Source organism: Streptomyces sp. NPDC047841, assembly GCF_040704085.1.
GTDB classification, from domain to species: domain Bacteria; phylum Actinomycetota; class Actinomycetes; order Streptomycetales; family Streptomycetaceae; genus Streptomyces; species Streptomyces argyrophylli.
Map to the genome: position 1 here is coordinate 310,609 of NZ_JBEYRP010000011.1, position 18,566 is coordinate 329,174.

Consider the following 18,566-nt stretch of genomic DNA (forward strand, 5'->3'; position numbering starts at 1 on the left):
CGGGTGAACGTCCGTCACGGGACCGGCCGCTCCACGCGGTCGGCCGCCGGCCCCGTCGCCGCGGACAGCACCGCCGTGACGACGAGCACGACCACGACCAGGACCAGGACGAGCGCCACCGCGCCCGCCGTGGGGTGGTTCCACAGCACGAGGGCCAGGACACCGGCCCCGATGGTCACCCCGGTGGTCCATGACCGGTGAGCGGCCAGCCACTGTCCGAAGTGGCCGGTGCGCACCCCGGCGCCGCTCAGCTCCCGCCCCGCCGCCGAGGCGCCCTTCAGCGCCGCGGACCGCGCGGCGCGTGCCGCCCGGTTCGGCCCGTACAGCCAGGCCGCCACTGCCGTGATCAACGAGACGACGAGCAGGGTGCGGGCACTGTCGCGAAGGAAACGGACGAAGGTGTCGAAGATCGCCGCCGCCGCGTCGGGGGGCAGCGTGGCCGGCGGGACGGAGTCGGGGTAGACCCGCCGTACGACGGCCGGCGCCACGAGCAGGACGGCCATCATGGCGCCGACGCCGAGCGCGGTGACCAGCAGCATCACCCGGTGTCCCGGAGCGGTCCACACGGCCGCGACGGCCGCGGCCAGGGCCAGTACGGGGACCCGCGGGATCGCGGAGGCGTGCTTGAACCCTTCGTCCACGAGGCGCTTCTGCACCTGGCCGATCACCACACGGATGTCGAGCTGGACGGTGTCGCCGTTCGCCCGGAGCGCTCCCTGTCCTTTCCCGGTGAGCATGCCCACCACCGCCGACTGTGCCCGCCGGTTGCCCGCACGGCCTGGACGTCGACCTGGCTCACCACGCGATCGGTCAGCCGGTTGACGAGGGCGTTCTGCACGGCCGGTTCCGAGGCGAGCGGCGCCACGGTCCGCACGTACCGGTCGGTGTCGGCGACCGTGTCGTGCACCCAGACGGCGACGACGGCCGGCGGGGCGAGCACGAGCGTCAGCACCAGCAGGACCGATGCGCCCGGGCGTCGCAGGCGCCGGTGGCGCAGGCGCGCGGCGCGCCTCAGCCGCAGGTACTCCGCGTGTTCACCGGCGGTCAGTGCCTGATCGGCCGGTACGGACGGGTCCGGGCCGGAGGGTCCGGAGGCGGTGCCGGAATCCATGGTCCTCCTGCGCGGGGAGTGTGGCCGGCGCCGTCAGGGCCCCGGGCCGTGGAAGGCGCACCTCCTCCGGGGGGCCGCGGACTGCCGGGACCGGCGTACGGGGATCCGGCGTACGGGGGTCCGCAGTCCGCCCGGGCCGCACCGGCGCGGGAGGTGCGCCGGGGCCCGCGTGAGCGCCGGCGATCACCGCGGCCGGACGAACGCGGTTCACGCGGGAACAGGGGGCCCGTCGCCGGTCCGACCACCCGGTGTGCCGGGTCGGCGGCCTAGCTGGAGGGGCCCGCCGGGCGGGTACGGGGCGTGACCGCGGGAGTCGGTCATGGCTCCTCCTCACGCGGTCGGCGGATCCCCTCCGGCCGGCCGACGGGCCGTGTACGGGCACCTCACCGGGCCAGAGTGCCGCCGACCGGGCGCCGTGGGGTCACCCACGGCGGGTGATCCGTGCGGCCGACCGCGACGATGGGGTAGGTGCGGTGGGCCGCCGGGCGGCCCGTGGCGGAGCGGACGAAGAGGCACCAGATGACCGATCCAGTGGCTCCCGGCAGGCAGGAGGTCCCGCCGGAGGGAACGGCACGCTCCCGCCTGCCGGGCCGCTGGGCCCTGGCCGGCTCGGTCGCCCGCTCGGCCGGTGTCGCGGCCGGCCTCGTCACCGCGTACTACCTGTTGCCGCTGGACCGGCACGGAGAGGACCTCACCGCCGTGGCCCTCGTCGGTGGTCTGCTGGCGACCGGCCTGTTCTTCGGCTGGGAGGTGTGGCTCATCAAGCGCTCGCCCTGGCCGCGGCTGAAGGCCGCCGAGGCCGTGGCCGCCACCGTGGCGCTGTACCTGGTCCTCTTCGCGAGCGGCTACTACCTGCTGGAACTCGCCGTGCCCGGATCCTTCAGCGAGCCCCTGAGCAGAACCGACGCGTTGTACTTCACGCTCACCACGTTCACCACCGTCGGCTTCGGCGACATCGTCGCGCGCTCCCAGACGGGGCGGGTGCTGGTGATGTGCCAGATGGCGTGCACCCTGCTCATCGTGGGGCTTGCCGTACGGGTGCTCGGGGCCGCGGTCCGCGCCGGTCTCCGGCGCCGGGGGCGGGACACGCCGGAGTGAGGGCGGCGCCCGGGTCAGGCCGGCGTCTGGCGCATCTCCAGCACTCTCAGCCCCAGTGACTGGCAGCGGGCCAGCAGCCCGTACAGCTGTGCCTCGTCGACGACCGCTCCGAAGAGGACGGTCTGACCGGCCATCAACACGTGGTCCAGCTCGGGGAACGCCTTGACCAGCGTCTCGGTCATCCGTCCGTCGACGCGAATCTCGTAGCGCATGAGCTGCTCTCCCCACGTCTGCCCGAGGGGGCTGCCGGACCCCGTCCGTGCGATCCTCCGGCTCCGTGCGCCGCACCGCTTCGCCCGTGGGAGGTGATATCGCCCGCCGCTCGGGCGGTACGGCCGGACCGGTCCGGTGCGCCCGCTCACGAGCGTGCCGTCACAGGAGTCCGCGTTCCCGCGCGCGGCGCACCGCGTCGTGACGCCGGTTCACGGCCAGCTTCCGGTAGGCGCTCTTGAGGTGGGTCTTGACCGTGTTCACCGACACGTACAGGTCGGCGGCGATCTCCTCCGTGGACATCATCTGCGCCAGCCGGCGGACGACGTCGCGTTCCCGTCCGCTCAGCTCCTCGACCACCGGCGGCGCCGCTCGCTGCCCGCCGCACGCCGGGGCGTCGCGGCGCGGGGATCCGGTGGGGAGCCGGGCCCCGGCCGGCGCGTCCGGCGGCAGTGTGCGCAGCCACGGCCCGGCGTCCACGAAGGGGCGGCGCAGCCGCTCGCGGCGGGCTTCCCGCAGCGCCCGCGAGACGAGTCCGCGCTGGGCGGCGTGGTCTCCGTGCTCGCCTGCCAGCCGGGCTCCGAGCAGTGCGGCCCGTACGGTGACGGCGGGGCCGATGCCGGCCCGTGTCCGTAGCCTGCCGAGCAGTTCGGCCGCGGCCTCGGGTCTGCCCGCTGCCAGTTCCGCCTCCGCGGCGCCCACGAGGCACACCGGCTCGTCACCGGGCATGTCGTGCAGCAGCTTGACGGCCGTCTCCGGACGGTTCTCGGCGAGGTGGGCGGCGGCGGCCACGCACGCCGTGTGCGCTGCGGCCCACGGGGACGCCACGTCGGCCACGACGGCCCGGTCCGCCGCTTCGAGCGCGGCCTGCGCGTCGCCGCGGGCCAGCAGGATCCGCCCGGTGACGAGGGCCCGCGCCGCTTGCGTCACCGGGTCCGGCGGCGGGTGCCGCGCGTCCACCGCCGCGTCGAGGAGCGCCTCGGCCCGGTCCAGCTCGTCGCGTTCGACGGCCACCGCGGCCAGGACCAGCGATGCCAGCCCCGGCCCGGGGGCGGGGGGCGGCCCGCCGCGGCCCGCCGGGGTGACCGTGGCCGACGCCGTGCGCTCGGCTCTGCCCGGCCAGCCCTCCAAGTAGTCGATCAGGGCCAGGTGGCCCAGGCAGTCCCGGCGCGCCTGCGCCGTCGCTCCCGTCCCGTCGGCGTCGACCACCGCGGTCAGGGCCGCTCGGGCGGCCCGGACGCGGCCCGCCCACAGACGTGCCGAGCCGAGGTGGGTGAGCAGGAGTGCCGTCAGTTCGGGGTGCGCCTCGAGCAGCGTGCCCGGCACTTCGCGCCGCACCTGCTCGGCGAGGCGTGCCGCCCTCTCCGCCCGTCCGGGCGCCCCCGTCAGGCGGGCCACCAGGGCTTCCAGCAAGGCGCAGCTCAGCCGGGTCACGGCCAGGTCGGCCGGATCGCCCTCCGCCGGTCCGTCCTGCGACGCCAGTTCCTGCACCGCCCGGCGCAGGCGGGAGGAGCCCCGCGCGACCTCGCAGCGGGACAGTGCGCAGGCCGCGCGGACGAGGTCCGTGGCCGGACCGGCGGGCTCGGGCCCCATCCGGGAGAACAGCCGGGCCAGATCACCGGAGTGCAGGCCGGTGAAGAGCTCCCCCAGGGCGAGGTCGCCGATGAGGGCGCCGGCGGCGCTCTCCCAGTCCTCCGCCGCGGCCGCGTGGCCGAGCGCTTCGCCGAGGGACCCCGAGCGCCGCAGCCAGTGTGCCGCCCGGCGATGCAGCTCGGCTTCCAGCTCCGGGGAGCGCACCCGCAGGTGGGCGCGGAGGATCTCACCGAACAGCGGGTGGAGACGGAACCAGGCGTGCCCGAGGTACTCGACGAAGGCGTTCTGGCCGTGCAGGTCGGTCAGGACGCGTTCGGCGTCGGTGCGTCCGGTGAGGGCGTTGGCGAGGCCGGGGCAGAAGCGGTCGAGGACGCTGACCCGCAGCAGCAGGTCCTGCGTCCCGGGCGGCTGCCGTTTGAGCACCTCGGCGAGCAGGAAGTCGGCGATCGTGGTGCGGTCGGCCTCGAACTCCTTGAGGAACCTCCGCGGGTCCGTCTCCCCCCGCGCGGCCAGGGCGCACAGCCGCAGCCCGGCCGCCCAGCCACGGGTGCGTTCCACCAGGGCGCCCACGTCGTCGGCCGGCAGGCGCAGGCCGTGCAGCGCCAGCAGAGCGGCGGCCTCGTCGGGGGTGAGGGCCAGCTCGGCGTTCCTGATCTCCGTGATGGTGCCGGCCGCCCGGTGGCGGTGCAGCGGCAGGAGGGGCTCGGTGCGGGTGACGAGGACCAGGCGCATGCCGTGGCCCGCCTGGTGGAGGACGAATTCCAGCTGGTCCGCGATCTCCGGGTCGGTCACCCGGTCGTACTCGTCGATGACGAGGATCACCGGGGTGTCCCGGGTGCCCAGTCCGGCGGCGAGCCGCGTGAGCAGCCTGTCGTCCGCGCGGCCCGCCGAGGCGGGGAGGCCGACGTCGGCCTCCGGCACGCCGGCGAGGCGCAGGGCCTCCAGCAGGTACGCCCAGAAGGTGCCGCCTCCCCTGTCGGCCACCTGGGCGGTGAGCCAGGCGACGGGCTCGTGCCGGGTGGAGGCCCAGTCGGCGGCCAGCAGGGTCTTGCCCGCTCCGGCGGCTCCGTGGACCACCGTCAGCGGGGTCAGCAGGGCCTCGTCGAGGTGCACGGTCAGCCGGTCACGCCGCAGGTACGTCACGGGACGCGCCGGTACGGCGAACTGCGTCCGCAGGAACGGGTCCCCCCGGGGATCGGCGTGTGATGCGTCCGGCGCCCGTCCGGTCCCGCCCGGTACGGCCATGCTCCTCACCACCTCGGTCGTCGCCCGGTGGACGACGCGGGAAGGGGAGAACTGCCCTGGGTACAGCGGGGACCGGGAGGCTCGCCGGCGCCGGCTGTGACGAGCGCCGGCGGAGAGTGCGGACGGCGCCCTTCCGCTTCAGCTTACCCTCCCGGACCGCCGGGGCTCGTGGTGGCCGCCGGCCTCGCCGCCCCTTCGAAAGCGCGTCAGTTGGTGGGAGCGTTCGCCGAGACGGGTGGTCAGCCGGTGCTTCGCGGCGGCCGCCAGTTCGTCGAGACGCTGCTGAAGCCCGCTCAGGTCCGGCGAGGAGTCGCCCTTCGCCACCCGGCCCAGGACGGCCGCGACTTCCCGGTCGAGGGCGGCCATGGCCGCGCGGACCTCGCCGCTGTCGATGTCCGCCTGGGCGGTGTCCCAGACGGCGTGGCACTCCTCGCCGTGCCGGACCGCTTCCGCCTCGGTCTGGTGCCGGTGCTCGGGTGAGTCCGCCGCGCCGGCCGGCTCGGGCAGCCCGGCCACCCAGTCCCGCGCCGCGCACACCTGCCTGAACTGCCGGTGGACGGCCTGCCGCTGGGCCCGCAGCCCCGACTGCTCGTCCCTGTGGCGCTGTCCCAGGGTTCTGACCACGTAGTGGGCTGTCGCCCCGAGGAAGCCTCCGCCGAGGGCTCCGCCGATGCCTGCGAGCGCCGTACCAAGCCTGATCACACCTCTCAGTCAACGGCTCGCGGGGGCGGGTACGGCGGTCCACGCCGGACGCGTCACCCGTTGTGCCCGCAGACGGGCACGCGGGCGGTCGAGTGGGGGGAAGTCCCCGACGGCCCGGCGCGGGAGCGCAGTTCGTCCGGCACGGTGCACGGCCGCGACCGGCGTGTTCCCGCGAGCGGGGGCCGTCGCGGGGCCCGTGCTTCGAGATGCGGTCATCAGCGCCCGCTGGTTACGCTCGCTGAGTGGCCGGGCGGAACGGCCCACGGCCTGGCGCGGCACGCGCCCCGCCCCGCCCGGGCGGAACCGGGCAGTTCCGCGGTCCGCACCGTCGCAGTGCTCACGCCTCCACGGGAGGAAGGTCGCGATGAGGTTCACCCGCATGCGTACAGCAAGGGCCACCGGAGCGGCTCTGGTCGCCGTTCCGCTCGCGCTCGGAGGGCTGGCGTCGCAGAGCCACGCCCAGGAGGCTTCTCCCAGCCCGTCGGGGACGTTCGGTCCCGGCTGCTCGTCGCTCTCCCAGAAGGCCGACACGGCCAGGGACAAGGTGGTGGAGGCGGCGGCCGCCTACCCCGAGCTCAGCCAGCTGGTGGCGGCGACGGTCCGGGCGAGGCTGGGCAGTGCCCTCGACGGGAAATCCGGCATCACCGTCTTCGCCCCCGACAACCAGGCCTTCAAGAAGGTGTCCGCGTCGCAGCTCGCCGCGCTGCTGAAGAACGAGGGGCAGCTGAGGAAGGTGCTGGGCTACCACGTCGTCGGCCAGCGGATCACCCCCGGCCAGCTGTCCAAGGGTTCCTTCACGACGGTGGAGGGCGGCAAGCTGACGACGTCGGGCTCGGGTACCCGCTTCAAGGTCAACGGCAAGGCGAACATCGTCTGCGGCAACATCAAGACCGCCAACGCCACCATCTACGTCGTCGACGCGGTTCTCCGGCCCCCGTCCTGACCCGACGCTCCCGCTGCCGGCCCTCGGGGTGCCCCCCCGGGGGCCCGGTAACGGGAAGCCCACAGCCGTGCCTGACGGTCCCTTCATCACCGGGCTGCAAGGATCCGGGTACCCGTCTGAACGGCCGCCGTCCGCGGGCCGTACCCCATGACGGACCAGGAGAAGCTCCGCCGAAGGGAACCCCCAGATGACCAGCCCATCCCTGCACCCCGCTGTGGGACCGGCCCGCCGTACCGTCATGGCGGCGGCCGGAGCGGCGGGGCTCGCCGCCGCGCTGACCGCCTGCGGTTCGGACGACGACTCGTCCGGCACCGCCGACACCGGCTCGGGGTCGGGCGGTTCCGCGCAGGACGGCGCCGACACCACCGGTGGCTCCGCGCTGGCCAGGACCGCCGACATCCCGGAGGGCGGCGGCAAGATCTTCAAGGACCAGGGCGTCGTGGTCACGCAGCCGTCGGCCGGCACCTACAAGGCCTTTTCGTCCAAGTGCACCCATCAGGGCTGCGCGGTGGGCAGCGTGGCGAACGGCGTGATCGTCTGCCCGTGCCACAACAGCGAGTTCTCCGTGACGGACGGCAGCGTGAAGAAGGGGCCCGCGACGCAGCCGCTGCCCGCGGCGAAGATCACTGTGTCCGGCGACGAGATCACGCTGGCCTGAGCGGGCGCAACGCCGTCCGCGTGTCCTCTTGAAGGAGCCGGGCAGCGCGGGGGTGTGGTCGACGGGCACCCCCGCGCCGGCGTCGGCCGGGACGACGGCTTCTCTTCTCTGACGCGATGTCAGAGGATCGCCTTTGTTCGCTGACACGACGTGGGAGAAGAGGGGGCCGCATGACCGTCACACAGCAGCGCCGGGGCCGGAAGATCATGATGACGCCCGGTGAGCTGGACGAGTTCCTCACCGCGCAGCGCACCTGCCGGGTGGCGACCGTCTCGGCCGACGGCGCACCGCACGTCAGCGCGCTGTGGTTCGCCTGGGACGGCACGTCGCTGTGGCTGTACTCGGTGGTGCGCAGCCGGCGCTGGGCGCAGTTGCGCCGCGACCCCCGGGTGGCGGTCGTCGTGGACTCCGGCGAGGAGTACGACCAGTTGCGCGGGGTCGAGCTGTCCGGCCGGGTCGAGTTCGTCGGCGAGGTGCCGCGCCGGGGTGAGCTGTGCGCCGAACTGGACACGGCCGAGACGCTGTTCGCGCGCAAGAACTTCGGTCTGGACGAGATGCCGCACGACGGTCGGCACGCCTGGGCCCGGCTGACCCCGGACACGATGGTGTCCTGGGACTTCCGGAAGCTCGGCGGGGCGTAGCCGGGACCGCTGCGCTCAGCCCAGTTTCCGGGCCGCCGTCCGCAGTGCCTCGACGGCCGCGCGGATGGAGGGGCGGCGGTCGGCGTCCGCCCGCCAGACCACGTACACGTGGCGGCGCACGCGCTGCCTGAGCGGCACCAGGACCACGCCCTCGGGCACCGGGTGCCGGCCCAGCAGCGGCGCGATGCACACGCCCAGCCCGGCCGCGACGAGTCCGAGCTGGGTGTGGGTCTCGCCCGCGCGGTGGCCGACGATCGGCTCGACGCCCTTGGACCGCAGGGTGAACATCAGCCACTCGTGGCAGAACTCGCCCTCGCCCCAGGTGATCCACTCGTCCTCGGCGAACTCGGTGAGGTCCACCTCGTCGCGGTCCGCGAGCCGGTGCGTCGCGGGCATGGCGACCTCGGCCGGGTCGTCCAGCAGGGGCGCCTTGACCAGGCCGTCGGGCACGGGCATCGGCTTGTTGTACCAGTCCAGGACCACCGCGAGGTCGAGATCGCCGCGCACGACCCCGGCGATGCCCGCTTCCGGCTCCAACTCGCTGGAGCGCACGCGCAGTCCGGGGTGCTCAACGCGCAGGGCGCCGAGCGCGGCGGGGAACAGGCCCCGGGCGGCGGTCGGGAACGCCGACAGCCTGAGTTCGCCGACGACCTGGCCGCGGTGCGCCTCCAGGTCGGACTGGGCCAGCTCCACCTGCGACAGGATGCGCGCCGCGTGCTCCGACAGCAGCCGGCCGGCGTCCGTGAGCCGTACGCCCCGGCCGTTCTTGGCGAGGAGCTGCTGGCCGACCTCCCGCTCCAGCTTGCCGAGCTGCTGCGAGACCGCGGACGTGGTGACGTGCAGCGCGTCGGCGGCGGCGCTGACCGAGCCGTGCCGGGACAGGGCGTCGAGGGTGCGCAGGCGCTCCAGGTTCAACATGTAAGCGATTCTAAGAGGTACCAGGTGGGAAATCTCGATTGTGCTACGAGGTCGTCTCCAGCATCGTGGAGGCCATGAGCACGGTCACCGCATCGACCCCCACCAGGTCCCAGTCCCCCTCCCCCTCCCGACCGCGCGCCCGCCTCGACTGGCGGCTCCGCTTCGGCGCCCTGTCCCTGATCTGGGGCTTCAGCTTCCTGTTGATCAAGGTCGGGACCGGCGGGTACGCGCCCTTCCAGGTCACCCTCGGACGGCTGGTGTTCGGTACGGCGGTACTGGTGGCGGCGATGGCGGTGAAGCGGGAGCGGCTGCCGCGCGGGGCCCGCCTGTGGGGGCACATGGCGGTCGCCGCGTTCCTGCTGAACGCCCTGCCGTTCTCCTTGTTCGCCTACTCCGAGCTGACGATCCCGTCCACCCTGGCCGGCATCTGCAACGCCACGTCCCCCCTGTGGGGCATGGCCCTGTCCGTGGTCGCCCTGTCCGAGGACCGGCCGACCCGGGTGCGCGTCGCCGGGCTCGGCCTGGGCTTCCTGGGCGTCCTCACCGTGCTCGGCGCCTGGCAGGGCTTCCACGGGCTGGACGCCACGGGTACCGCGATGGCCCTGCTGGCCTCGCTGAGTTACCCGGTCGGCTGGATCTACGTGCGGCGGACGCTGGCCGGCACGGGGAACTCCCATCTGTCGATGACCGGGGGCCAGTTGCTGCTGGCGACCGTGCAACTGGCCGTGGTGACGCCGTTGTTCACCAGCGCCCCCGAGCACTTCGCCGTCGTTCCGCTGCTGGCCGTAGCCGCCCTGGGCGCGCTGGGGACCGGGCTGGCGGTGCTGATCCAGTACGGGCTCGTCGCCGAGGTCGGGCCCACCACCGCCCAGATGGTGACCTACTTCATCCCCGTCATCGCCACGGCCGCGGGGGTGGCGATCCTCGGGGAGTCCCTCCGGTGGACCACGCCGGTGGGGGCGGTGATCGTACTGGCGGGCGCCGCGCTCACCCAGATACGGGGCAAGGGCGCGTGACGCGGCGGGGCGAGATGGCGCGGGCCTGTCGAGACGCGGCGGGGTGCGGGGGCGCGGGCCGGCCGTGACGCGGCGGAGCGCGGGGGCTGTTGTTGTGACGCGGCGGGGGCGCGGGGGCTGTTGTTGTGACGCGACAGGGCGCGGGGCGCGGACCCGCCGGGACGCGACAGGGCACAAAAGCTCGGCCCCTCCGTGACGCGGCCGAGTGCGGGGTACCGGGCCGCCGTGCCCCGACGAGACGCGGGGGCGCGAACCCGCCGGGACGCGGCAGTGTGCGGAGGCACGAACCCGCCGTGACACGACAGGACGCAAGGGCGCAGGCCCGCCCTGACCCAGCGGGACGCAAGGGCGCAGGGCCGCCCTGACCCTGCGGGACGCAAGGGCACAGACCCACCCCGACCCAGCAGCACACAAGAACGCAGACCCACCCCGACCCAGCAGGGCGCGGGGGCGCAGAGCCGCCGTGGCCTGCCAAGCGCCTCGCGGCCACTCCTCCCCCTTCGCCGCCCTCCTTCGCCGTCCCCCCTTCGCCGCGCCCCCTTCTCCGGCGCCGTCAGCCGTAGACGCGGGCCGGGGACGGGCGTACCGCCGCTGCCACCGCGTCGGCCAGCGGGGCGATGTCGTCCTCGGTGAGCGGTGAGATCGTGATGCGGACCGCCTGTGGCGAGGCCAGCCGGAAGCGGGCGCCCGGGGCGACCGCCCAGCCCCGGTGGAGCAGGCGGGCGATGGCTCCCGTCTCGTCGGGTACCGGGACCCAGACGTTCATGCCGCTGCGGCCGTGCGCGACGATCCCCCGCTCCGCCAGCGCGTCGACCAGGCCGGCCCTGCGGGCCCGGTACGCCTCCGCCACCGCCGCCCGGTCGACGGCGCCCTGGGTCCACAGGTGGGCCACGGCCCGTTGCAGGAGGAGGCTGACCCAGCCGGGGCCCAGGCGCTGGCGGCCGCGCACCCGGTCCACGGTGACGGGGTCCCCGGTGAGGACGGCGAGGCGCAGGTCGGGGCCGTAGGCCTTGGCGGCGGATCGGACGAGGGCCCAGTGACGGGTGCCGCCCGCGAGGGGGTGCAGCGGCAGATCGACGATGCCGTGGCCGTGGTCGTCCTCGACGAGCAGGGTCTCCGGGTGCTCCCGCAGCACCGCGCGCAGGGCACGCGCGCGCGGGGCGGTGACCGAGGCTCCGGTCGGGTTCTGGGCCCGGTCGGTGACGATCAGCGCGCGGGCGCCGGACTCCAGGGCGCGGCGCAGGTCGTCGGCGCGTGGTCCGTCGTCGTCCACGCCGACCGGCGCCGTGTGCAGGCCCAGGGCGGGGACGAGGTCGAGGAGGCTGCCCCAGCCCGGGTCCTCGACGGCGACCGTGTCACCGGGCCTGAGGTGCGCGGTGAGGACGCGTTCGATGGCGTCGAGGGAGCCGGAGGTCACGGTCAGCGGACCCGCCGGGACGCCGTCGGCGTCGAGTTCGGCGCGGGCGAGGCGGGCGAGGTCCGCGTCCACGGGGTCGTCGCCGTAGCGGACGGGCCGGCGGTCACCCTGTTCCGCCGCGGCGGCCAGGGCCGGGGCCAGGCGGGGCAGCAGGGCCGGGTCGGGATTGCCCGTGGAGAGGTCACGGCCTCCGGGGGGCACCTCCACGCGCAACTGCTCGCGGCCGGTGGTGGCCGGCTTGGGGCGGACCCGGCTTCCCCGGCGGCCGGCCGTCTCGATCACCCCGCGTTCGCGCAGGATGCGGTAGGCGGCGGCCACCGTGTTCGCGTTCACTCCCAGCCGGCCCGCCAACTCCCGCATGGGGGGCAGGGCCTGGCCCGGCCGCAGCTCGCCGGTGCCGACCGCCTGCTCGACGCCGGCCGCGATCTCGGCTGCGCCGCGCCCGGTGATCCGATATTCTCCTAGCACAAACACCATTATGCACTAGTGCAAAACCGCCGCCACTGGAGGGGACGCCATGCAGGGCACGACCGAGGACACGCGGGCCGCCGCCTACACACCGACCGACCGGACCGTGCCCACGCGCTCCGCCGAGCGGGCGTCCTACGACAAGGAGCTGGTCCACGCGATCCTGGACGAGGGGTACGTCTGCCACCTCGGCTTCGTCCGGGACGGCGCCCCGGTGGTGCTGCCCACGCTGTACGGCAGGGTCGGCGAGCGGCTCTACGTGCACGGCTCGACCGGCTCCCGGCCGCTGCGGATGACCGGCCAGAGGGACCCGGGCCTGCCGGTGTGCCTGACGGTCACCCACGTCGACGGGCTGGTGCTGGCCCGCTCCGCCTTCCACCACTCGATCAACTACCGCTCGGTCGTGGTGCACGGCACCGCGTACGAGGTCACCGACCCCGAGGAGCGGCGGCTGGCCCTGGACGCGCTGGTCGACCACGTCGTGCCGGGCCGGGCCGCCGACTCCCGGCCCGCGAACAAGAAGGAGCTGGCCGCCACCGCGGTCATCCGCCTGGACCTGGAGGAGGTCTCGGCCAAGGTCCGCAGCGGCGGCGCCGACGACGAGCCCGAGGACATGGACCTGCCGCACTGGGCCGGGGTCGTCCCGCTCCGCAAGGGGTACGAGTCTCCGGTCCGCAACGCCGACCTGGCGCCCGGCGTCGAGCTGCCGGACTACCTGGCGGCGCTGTAGCCGCGGCGGGACACACCGCGGCGGCTCACACCGGCGCGGGCTCCCGCCGGCCGGCCCCGCGGGCCTCGCCCACCGCCAGGCCCGCGACCGCGCCGAGCATCAGCAGCGTGCCCGCCGCCGTGGTCGCCGTGAGCCGCTCGCCGAGCAGGACGACGGCGAGCACGGCCGCGGTCACCGGCTCCAACAGCATGATCACGGAGACGGTCGCGGACCGGACGACGGCGGCTCCGGCGAAGTAGAACGCGTACGCGAGGGCCGTGGGCACGGCGGCGATGTACAGCAGCAGCCACAGCAGCCGGGCCGGGTGGGCGGTGTGCGGGAGCAGCCCTTCCCCCGCCGCGAACGGCAGCAGGAACAGGCTGGTCACGGCGAAGGCGCCCACCGTGGTGCCGGCGGCGTCGGCGCCGCCGCCCCTCCCCCACCAGCGGGTGAGCAGGGTCATCACGGCGTAGCCCGCCGCCGAGGCCAGGGCCAGCAGCACACCCGCCGGGCGTACGGTCGTGGCCGAGCCGCCGAAGGTGAGCACGGCCAGCCCGGCGAGCGCGCCGGCGACCGCCGCGGCACCCCCTGCCCCCAGCCGTTCGCCGAGCAGCAGCCGGGCGCCGAGCGCGATGAGCACGGGGCCCGCGCCGAGGGTGACGACGGTGGCCACGGCCAGCCCGGTCAACGCCACGGCCGCGAAGTACGCGGTCTGGAAGACGGCCAGGCCGAGCCCGGTGGCCAGCGCCCTGGTGAGGGTGCGGCGCACGGAGCGGGCCGGGGCCGTACGGCGGGCGCGCGGCCGCAGCAGCCGGCCGGCCAGCAGCAGGGCGAGCCCCAGCGCGCAGCGCCAGAACGAGAGGGCGAAGGCGCCCATGTCGCTGGTCCGGTAGACCAGCGAGGCGGCGGCGCCCGCGGTGCCCCAGGCGGCACCGGTGACGATCAGGTAGAGCAGGCCACGCCCGACGGGCAGGCCTGAAGCGGGGTGCGACAAGGTCGACAAGGCAATCTCTCCGCAGAAGCGCACGTGGAGGTGCGGAAGTTCGGGAGCGTCCCCGCTCGGGCGGGGCGCACGGACTTCGTCTGCGGGCAGCACCGTCCGGCCCGGCGCGCACGCGCCGGGCGGGACCCGCGGGCCCGCCTCAGGCGGCCGGGGGTGAGAGGACGAGTGCGGTGTGCGCCATGGTCCGGACTCTAGGCGGCCGTACCGCGGGCGGACAACTCCCTTTCCGCGCCACCCGAGGCGACCGGCCCCGACGGGTCCCCGGCCGGGGTGGCGGACTGCGCGATGAAGGCGCCGACCAGGACGACCGCGCCCCCGGCGACCTGCGGCGCGGACAGGTGCTCGCCGAGCAGCACCCAGGCCAGCACGGTCGCGATGACCGCCTCCAGACAGGCGACGACCCCGGCGACCTGCGGCGACAGCCGGCGCACGGACAGCACGCCGGTGACGTACGCGATCACCGTGGCGACCAGCACGATCCAGGCGAGCAGGGCGGCCGCGGGTACGGCGGTGCCGTTCAGGCGCGCGGAGCCGCCCAGCACCGACCAGTCCATGTCCCAGGGGCGGGCCACCACGGTCAGCACGGCGGCGCCGGTCAGCAGCCCGTAGGCGATGACACCGAGCGGGTCAGGCGCCGCGTCACCCGCGTCGCTGCCCTGGTCGGACAGGACGAAGTAGCCGACCTGGCAGCAGGCGGCGCCGAGCGCGAACACCAGGCCCAGCGCGTCGAAGCTCAGGCCGGACCAGACCTCGACCACGCACGCGAGGCCGCCGGCGGCGAGGACCACGCCGAGCGCGGCCGCGCGGCTGACGGGCCGCCGCTGCACGAACCGCACCCAGCCGAGCACCAGGGCGGGAGCGAGGTACTCGATGAGCAGGGCCACGCCGACCGGGATGCGGGAGAGCGCGGCGAAGTAACAGGCCTGGACACCGGCGACGGCGAGCAGCCCGAACCCGGCGAGCAGCGCGGGCCGGCGGCGCGGCAGCGCCCGGTGCCGGACCGCGACCGGCAGCATCACCAGGGCGGCGCCCGCCACCCGCAGCCACACCACGTGGAGCGGGTCGAGTCCCGCCTCGATCAGCGGCTTGGCGGCCACCCCGGACCCGCCGAAGGCCAGCGCCGACCCGAGCGCGAGACCGAGCCCGGCTCCCCTGCCGGGACTGCCCTGACTGCTCACAGACGTATGCACCGGCACATGATGACAGGCGACGACAGGAGCGTCACTCCTGATGACACCTGTCTCAGCTGGTGGACGGCGACTGGAGGGGTGGCCGAGGGTCAGCGGGCGGCCCCGTCCTCGTCGGTGCGCACGTCCGCTCCCGCCTCGATCCGCGCGGACAGTTCGCGGGCGGGGATGCCGGCGCGTTCGAGGACCTCGACCGCCCGGGACCGGGGGTCCGCGGCGAGCGCCGCGAGCAGGTCCGTGCCGCCGGCCCGGGCGGCGCCCCGCCGCCGGGCACGCGCGCGGGCGTCCGCGAGCGCGGCCGACGCGGCCGGGGACCAGCCCTCGGCCTCCTTGCCGGGACCGCTCGCGCCCGCGGGTCCGGCGGGACCCGCGGCGTCGGCGTGACCGGCCGGGGCGGGGACGCGGGGCAGCGCGCCGGAGTCCTCCACGCTGCCCTGCCAGCGCAGCCCGTAACCGATGCTGCGCTGCACCAGGTAGCCGAGGACCCGGGCGAGCCGCTGCGGGCCCCCGACGGCGGCGCGGGGCTCGGGGTCGTGTTCCAGCAGGGCGTGCAGCAGATGGGCGGTGTCGGTGTGCCGGTCCCTGTCCCGCACGGCCCTGCGGCGGGCAGCGGCCAGCACCGCCGCGAGCTCGGCACCGAGCCCGGCGGCGCCGTCCGGATGCGGAACCGCTTCGTCGTCGGCGGTCCGGTGGGCTGTACGGCTTTGCACATCCCCACCCCATCAGCCGCGACGGGACGGGGCATCCACGAGGGGAACCATTTTCGCGTCCCACGCCGAGAGGACATCGCCGACCCGGATCTCATCCTCGCGGAGGAGATCTGACCGCTCCCGCGCACGAACGGCACTCTCTCGCGCGGATTCCGACGGTTCACGCCACCCGCTGCCCGCCGGCCCCGGACGGGGACGCCAGGACGCTCCGGATCGACGGGAGTTCACCGGGGCCGCGGTGTCGCTGACGGCGGGCAGGCCCAGGGACTCGGCGACGGCCGCCCTGAACGAATCGCCGCGCGAGCCGCACGGCCTGGTGGGCTGGGCCGGGACGGGCGAAGGCGGAGGCGCCCCGCGCTGTCCGCGCGGGGCGCCTTCGGCCGGCGGCTCTCGCCCAGGGGGTTCAGTGCTCGTCGGCGAGGATGAGGTACAGCTTCTTGCGGGCGTCGTTGACGACGGCGAGCGCCTTCTCGCGCTGCTCCTTGCTGCCGGTCTTCCACACCTGGCCGAAGGCCTCCATCAGCCCGAAGCCGGCCTGGCGGATCTCGGTGAGGGCCTCCCAGTCGACTCCGCGCGAGGCCTCCTCCCAGGGGGCGTCCGGCCCCTCGTCGGCGGCGGCCCGTCCGCTGTCGGTCAGGGAGAACAGCTTCTTGCCGCCCTCGCTCTCACTGACGATCAGACCCTCGTCCTCCAGCAGTTGGAGGGTGGGGTAGACCGAACCGGGGCTGGGCTTCCAGGCGCCGCCGCTGCGTTCGGCGATCTCCTGGATCATCTCGTAGCCGTGCATGGGCCGGTCCTTGAGCAGGGCCAGGATCGACGCGCGTACGTCACCGCGCCGCGCCCGCCCGCGCGGGCCGCCCCGCCCGCGCGGCCCCCAGGGGCCCGGACCGAAACCGGGCCCACCGGGACCGAAGCCCGGACCGCCCGGGCCGAAGGGCCCGAAGGCGGCCCGCCGCCCGTCGAACCCGCCCATGCCCCGCCGTCCGGAGCCCTCGTGCCGGTGTCCACGCTCGAAACCGTGGGTGCGCATCGTGCTCACTCCATTCCATCGTTGATCCCTCACGTATGCATCGCGTAGCGTTCGCGATGCTTCAACGATATATCGGAACAGATCGCAGGACAATCCCCTTGCCGAACGAGCGGGGACGGGGCGGGCGGGGCGGGAATCAGTCCGGGGCCGCCGGATTGGCCTTGGTACGAGGGCCGTCGCAACCGCTAGCGTCAGCGCCATGCGCATCCGAATCGTCGACGCCTTCACCGACCGCCCCTTCGCCGGCAACCCGGCGGGAGTCCTGCTCCTGGACGACGTCTTCCCGGACGACGACTGGCTCCAGAACGTCGCCATGGAGGTCAACCACGCCGAGACCGCGTTCACGCACCGGCTGCCCGAGGGCGGCGAGGCGGACTGGGCGCTGCGCTGGTTCACCCCGGTCACCGAGGTCGCGATGTGCGGTCACGCCACCCTCGCCACGGCCCACGTCCTGCACACCACCGGCGCCCACGAGGGCCCGGTGCGGTTCGCCACCCGCAGCGGCGTACTGATCGCCACGCCCGGTGCGGACGGCTCGGTCACCCTCGACTTCCCGACCGCCCCGCTCACCCCGGTCGAGATCCCGGCCGGGGTCGCCGAGGCCCTCGGGGCGAGGCCGGTCGCCGTGTTCGACACCGGCCCGAACGTCGGCGACCTGCTGGTGGAACTCGCCGACGAGAAGACCGTGCTGGCCCTCTCCCCCGACCACCGGGCCCTCGGCGCCTACTCCGCGCGCGGCATCATCGCCACCGCCCGCGCCGACGACCCGTCCCGGGGCTACGACTTCGTCTCCCGCTGCTTCTTCCCGAACGTCGGCATCGACGAGGACCCGGTGACCGGCAGCGCCCACACCGCGCTCGCCCCGCACTGGTCCGCCCGCCTCGGCCGCGACGACCTCGCCGGACTCCAGGCGTCCCGCCGCACCGGGCTGGTCCGCACCGGGCTGCGGGGCGAGCGCACCCTGCTCACCGGCTTCGCCGTGACGGTCGTCGACGGCGAACTGCGCGCCTGAGAACCGGCTCAGGCGGTCGGCAGCCAGCCCACCTTGCCCGCGAGGAGGGCGTAGCCGACGAACGCGCCGATGTCGAGCAGGAAGTGGGCGACCACCAGCGGGCCGACCCGGCCCCAGCGGCGGTACAAGAAGACGAACACCACGCCCATCACCATGTTGCCGACGAAGCCGCCGATGCCCTGGTAGAGGTGGTACGAACCGCGCAGGACCGCGCTGGCCACCAGCGCGGTCCCCGGGGTCCAGCCCAGCTGCCCCAGCCTGCGCAGCAGATAGCCGACGACGATGACCTCCTCCAGGACCGCGTTCTGCAACGCGGAGAGGATCAGCACCGGGTACTTCCACCACACGTCCGGCAGTGCCTCGGGTACGACGGTGAGGTTGAAGCCGAGGCCGCGGGCGGCGAGGTAGAAGGCGATGCCGGTGCTGCCGATCACGGCCGCGATGCCGGCACCACGGGCGAGGTCGGGCCAGGGGCGGGTGCGGTCGAAGCCGAGGGTGCGCAGACCCGCGCCCTCGCGCAGCAGCAGGTGGGCGACGAGTGCCACGGGCACCAGCGCGGTGGCGATGCCGAAGAGCTGCCAGGCCAGGTCCAGCCAGGGGCGGCCCGGTGCGGCGGAGGCGTTGAGGGTGGCCGCCTGGTCCTTGAGCCCGCCCGGCTTGGTGACCGAGCCGATGAAGCTGATCAGCGCGGACACCCCGCTCGCTCCGAGCGAGAGCGCGAGCACGAGCAGCGTCTCGTCCCGCAGTATCCGCCGCGGATCGCGCCCCCGCGCCGCGGAATCGGCCACCGAGTCAGCCTCCACCTGCACCCCTGCCTCCAGCCGGCTCACGGGCCCCTGGCCCACCTTTCGCCTGGCAAGGATCGCAGAAGCGGCTGTGCGGGGCGCGGGATGCC

The 18,566-nt window shown here is 74.9% G+C and carries 17 protein-coding genes and 1 pseudogene; 7 read left to right on the plus strand and 11 right to left on the minus strand.

What is annotated here, in order from left to right; all coding sequences use genetic code 11:
- Nucleotides 1-14: 14 nt before the first annotated feature.
- A pseudogene (locus AB0947_RS20635) lies at nucleotides 15-1,111 on the minus strand (hypothetical protein).
- Between the two features lie 600 nt (nucleotides 1,112-1,711).
- On the opposite strand from AB0947_RS20635, the gene AB0947_RS20640 reads away from it, so the two are divergent.
- Nucleotides 1,712-2,209: an ion channel gene (locus AB0947_RS20640; protein ID WP_366751807.1), complete on the plus strand. Its 498-nt coding sequence runs from the start codon at nucleotides 1,712-1,714 to the stop codon at nucleotides 2,207-2,209.
- Between the two features lie 14 nt (nucleotides 2,210-2,223).
- On the opposite strand, the gene AB0947_RS20645 is transcribed toward AB0947_RS20640, so the two are convergent.
- From AB0947_RS20645 to AB0947_RS20655, 3 genes are all read right to left on the minus strand, one after another.
- Nucleotides 2,224-2,421 carry a hypothetical protein gene (locus AB0947_RS20645; RefSeq protein ID WP_366751777.1) on the minus strand — a complete coding sequence of 66 codons (198 nt, stop codon included), beginning with the start codon at nucleotides 2,419-2,421 and terminating at the stop codon, nucleotides 2,224-2,226.
- Between the two features lie 160 nt (nucleotides 2,422-2,581).
- Nucleotides 2,582-5,257: a LuxR C-terminal-related transcriptional regulator gene (locus AB0947_RS20650; protein WP_366751778.1), complete on the minus strand. Its 2,676-nt coding sequence runs from the start codon at nucleotides 5,255-5,257 to the stop codon at nucleotides 2,582-2,584.
- 138 nt (nucleotides 5,258-5,395) lie between these two features.
- Complete coding sequence (locus AB0947_RS20655) at nucleotides 5,396-5,959, minus strand: hypothetical protein (RefSeq protein ID WP_366751779.1); 564 nt, start codon at nucleotides 5,957-5,959, stop codon at nucleotides 5,396-5,398.
- 364 nt (nucleotides 5,960-6,323) lie between these two features.
- Here AB0947_RS20655 and AB0947_RS20660 point away from each other — a divergent pair, with 364 nt between their 5' ends.
- The 3 genes from AB0947_RS20660 (at nucleotide 6,324) to AB0947_RS20670 (ending at nucleotide 8,201) form a co-directional block, all read left to right on the plus strand.
- Entirely contained in the window at nucleotides 6,324-6,902 is a 579-nt protein-coding gene (locus AB0947_RS20660) for a fasciclin domain-containing protein (RefSeq protein ID WP_366751780.1), read from the plus strand.
- Between the two features lie 187 nt (nucleotides 6,903-7,089).
- Nucleotides 7,090-7,560, plus strand: coding sequence for a Rieske (2Fe-2S) protein (locus AB0947_RS20665; protein WP_366751781.1), 471 nt, complete (start codon nucleotides 7,090-7,092; stop codon nucleotides 7,558-7,560).
- Between the two features lie 170 nt (nucleotides 7,561-7,730).
- Entirely contained in the window at nucleotides 7,731-8,201 is a 471-nt protein-coding gene (locus AB0947_RS20670) for a pyridoxamine 5'-phosphate oxidase family protein (protein WP_366751782.1), read from the plus strand.
- Nucleotides 8,202-8,216: 15 nt separating this feature from the next.
- Here AB0947_RS20670 and AB0947_RS20675 read toward each other — a convergent pair whose 3' ends face one another.
- On the minus strand, nucleotides 8,217-9,119 hold the full coding sequence (locus tag AB0947_RS20675; RefSeq protein ID WP_366751783.1) for a LysR family transcriptional regulator: 903 nt from the start codon (nucleotides 9,117-9,119) through the stop codon (nucleotides 8,217-8,219).
- A gap of 74 nt (nucleotides 9,120-9,193) precedes the next feature.
- On the opposite strand from AB0947_RS20675, the gene AB0947_RS20680 reads away from it, so the two are divergent.
- On the plus strand, nucleotides 9,194-10,135 hold the full coding sequence (locus AB0947_RS20680; protein ID WP_366751784.1) for a DMT family transporter: 942 nt from the start codon (nucleotides 9,194-9,196) through the stop codon (nucleotides 10,133-10,135).
- A 553-nt stretch (nucleotides 10,136-10,688) separates the two neighbouring features.
- On the opposite strand, the gene AB0947_RS20685 is transcribed toward AB0947_RS20680, so the two are convergent.
- The gene (locus AB0947_RS20685) at nucleotides 10,689-12,020 is read right to left on the minus strand and encodes an aminotransferase class I/II-fold pyridoxal phosphate-dependent enzyme (RefSeq protein ID WP_366751785.1); all 1,332 of its coding nucleotides are present in this window, start codon (nucleotides 12,018-12,020) and stop codon (nucleotides 10,689-10,691) included.
- Between the two features lie 49 nt (nucleotides 12,021-12,069).
- On the opposite strand from AB0947_RS20685, the gene AB0947_RS20690 reads away from it, so the two are divergent.
- A complete protein-coding gene (locus tag AB0947_RS20690) occupies nucleotides 12,070-12,750 on the plus strand; it encodes a pyridoxamine 5'-phosphate oxidase family protein (protein ID WP_366751786.1) in 681 nt (226 codons plus the stop codon).
- A 25-nt stretch (nucleotides 12,751-12,775) separates the two neighbouring features.
- Here the strand turns inward: AB0947_RS20690 and AB0947_RS20695 are convergent, their stop codons facing one another.
- The 4 genes from AB0947_RS20695 to AB0947_RS20710 form a co-directional block, all read right to left on the minus strand.
- Nucleotides 12,776-13,723 (minus strand): EamA family transporter, encoded by a 948-nt coding sequence (locus AB0947_RS20695; RefSeq protein ID WP_366751808.1) that lies wholly within the window; start codon nucleotides 13,721-13,723, stop codon nucleotides 12,776-12,778.
- A 200-nt stretch (nucleotides 13,724-13,923) separates the two neighbouring features.
- Entirely contained in the window at nucleotides 13,924-14,928 is a 1,005-nt protein-coding gene (locus AB0947_RS20700) for an EamA family transporter (RefSeq protein WP_366751787.1), read from the minus strand.
- Nucleotides 14,929-15,011: 83 nt separating this feature from the next.
- Nucleotides 15,012-15,629, minus strand: coding sequence for a Clp protease N-terminal domain-containing protein (locus AB0947_RS20705; RefSeq protein ID WP_366751788.1), 618 nt, complete (start codon nucleotides 15,627-15,629; stop codon nucleotides 15,012-15,014).
- Nucleotides 15,630-16,032: 403 nt separating this feature from the next.
- Nucleotides 16,033-16,659, minus strand: coding sequence for a PadR family transcriptional regulator (locus AB0947_RS20710; protein ID WP_366751789.1), 627 nt, complete (start codon nucleotides 16,657-16,659; stop codon nucleotides 16,033-16,035).
- A 199-nt stretch (nucleotides 16,660-16,858) separates the two neighbouring features.
- Here AB0947_RS20710 and AB0947_RS20715 point away from each other — a divergent pair, with 199 nt between their 5' ends.
- A complete protein-coding gene (locus AB0947_RS20715) occupies nucleotides 16,859-17,671 on the plus strand; it encodes a PhzF family phenazine biosynthesis protein (RefSeq protein WP_366751790.1) in 813 nt (270 codons plus the stop codon).
- Nucleotides 17,672-17,679: 8 nt separating this feature from the next.
- On the opposite strand, the gene AB0947_RS20720 is transcribed toward AB0947_RS20715, so the two are convergent.
- The gene (locus AB0947_RS20720) at nucleotides 17,680-18,480 is read right to left on the minus strand and encodes a type II CAAX endopeptidase family protein (RefSeq protein WP_366751809.1); all 801 of its coding nucleotides are present in this window, start codon (nucleotides 18,478-18,480) and stop codon (nucleotides 17,680-17,682) included.
- Nucleotides 18,481-18,566: the final 86 nt, after the last annotated feature.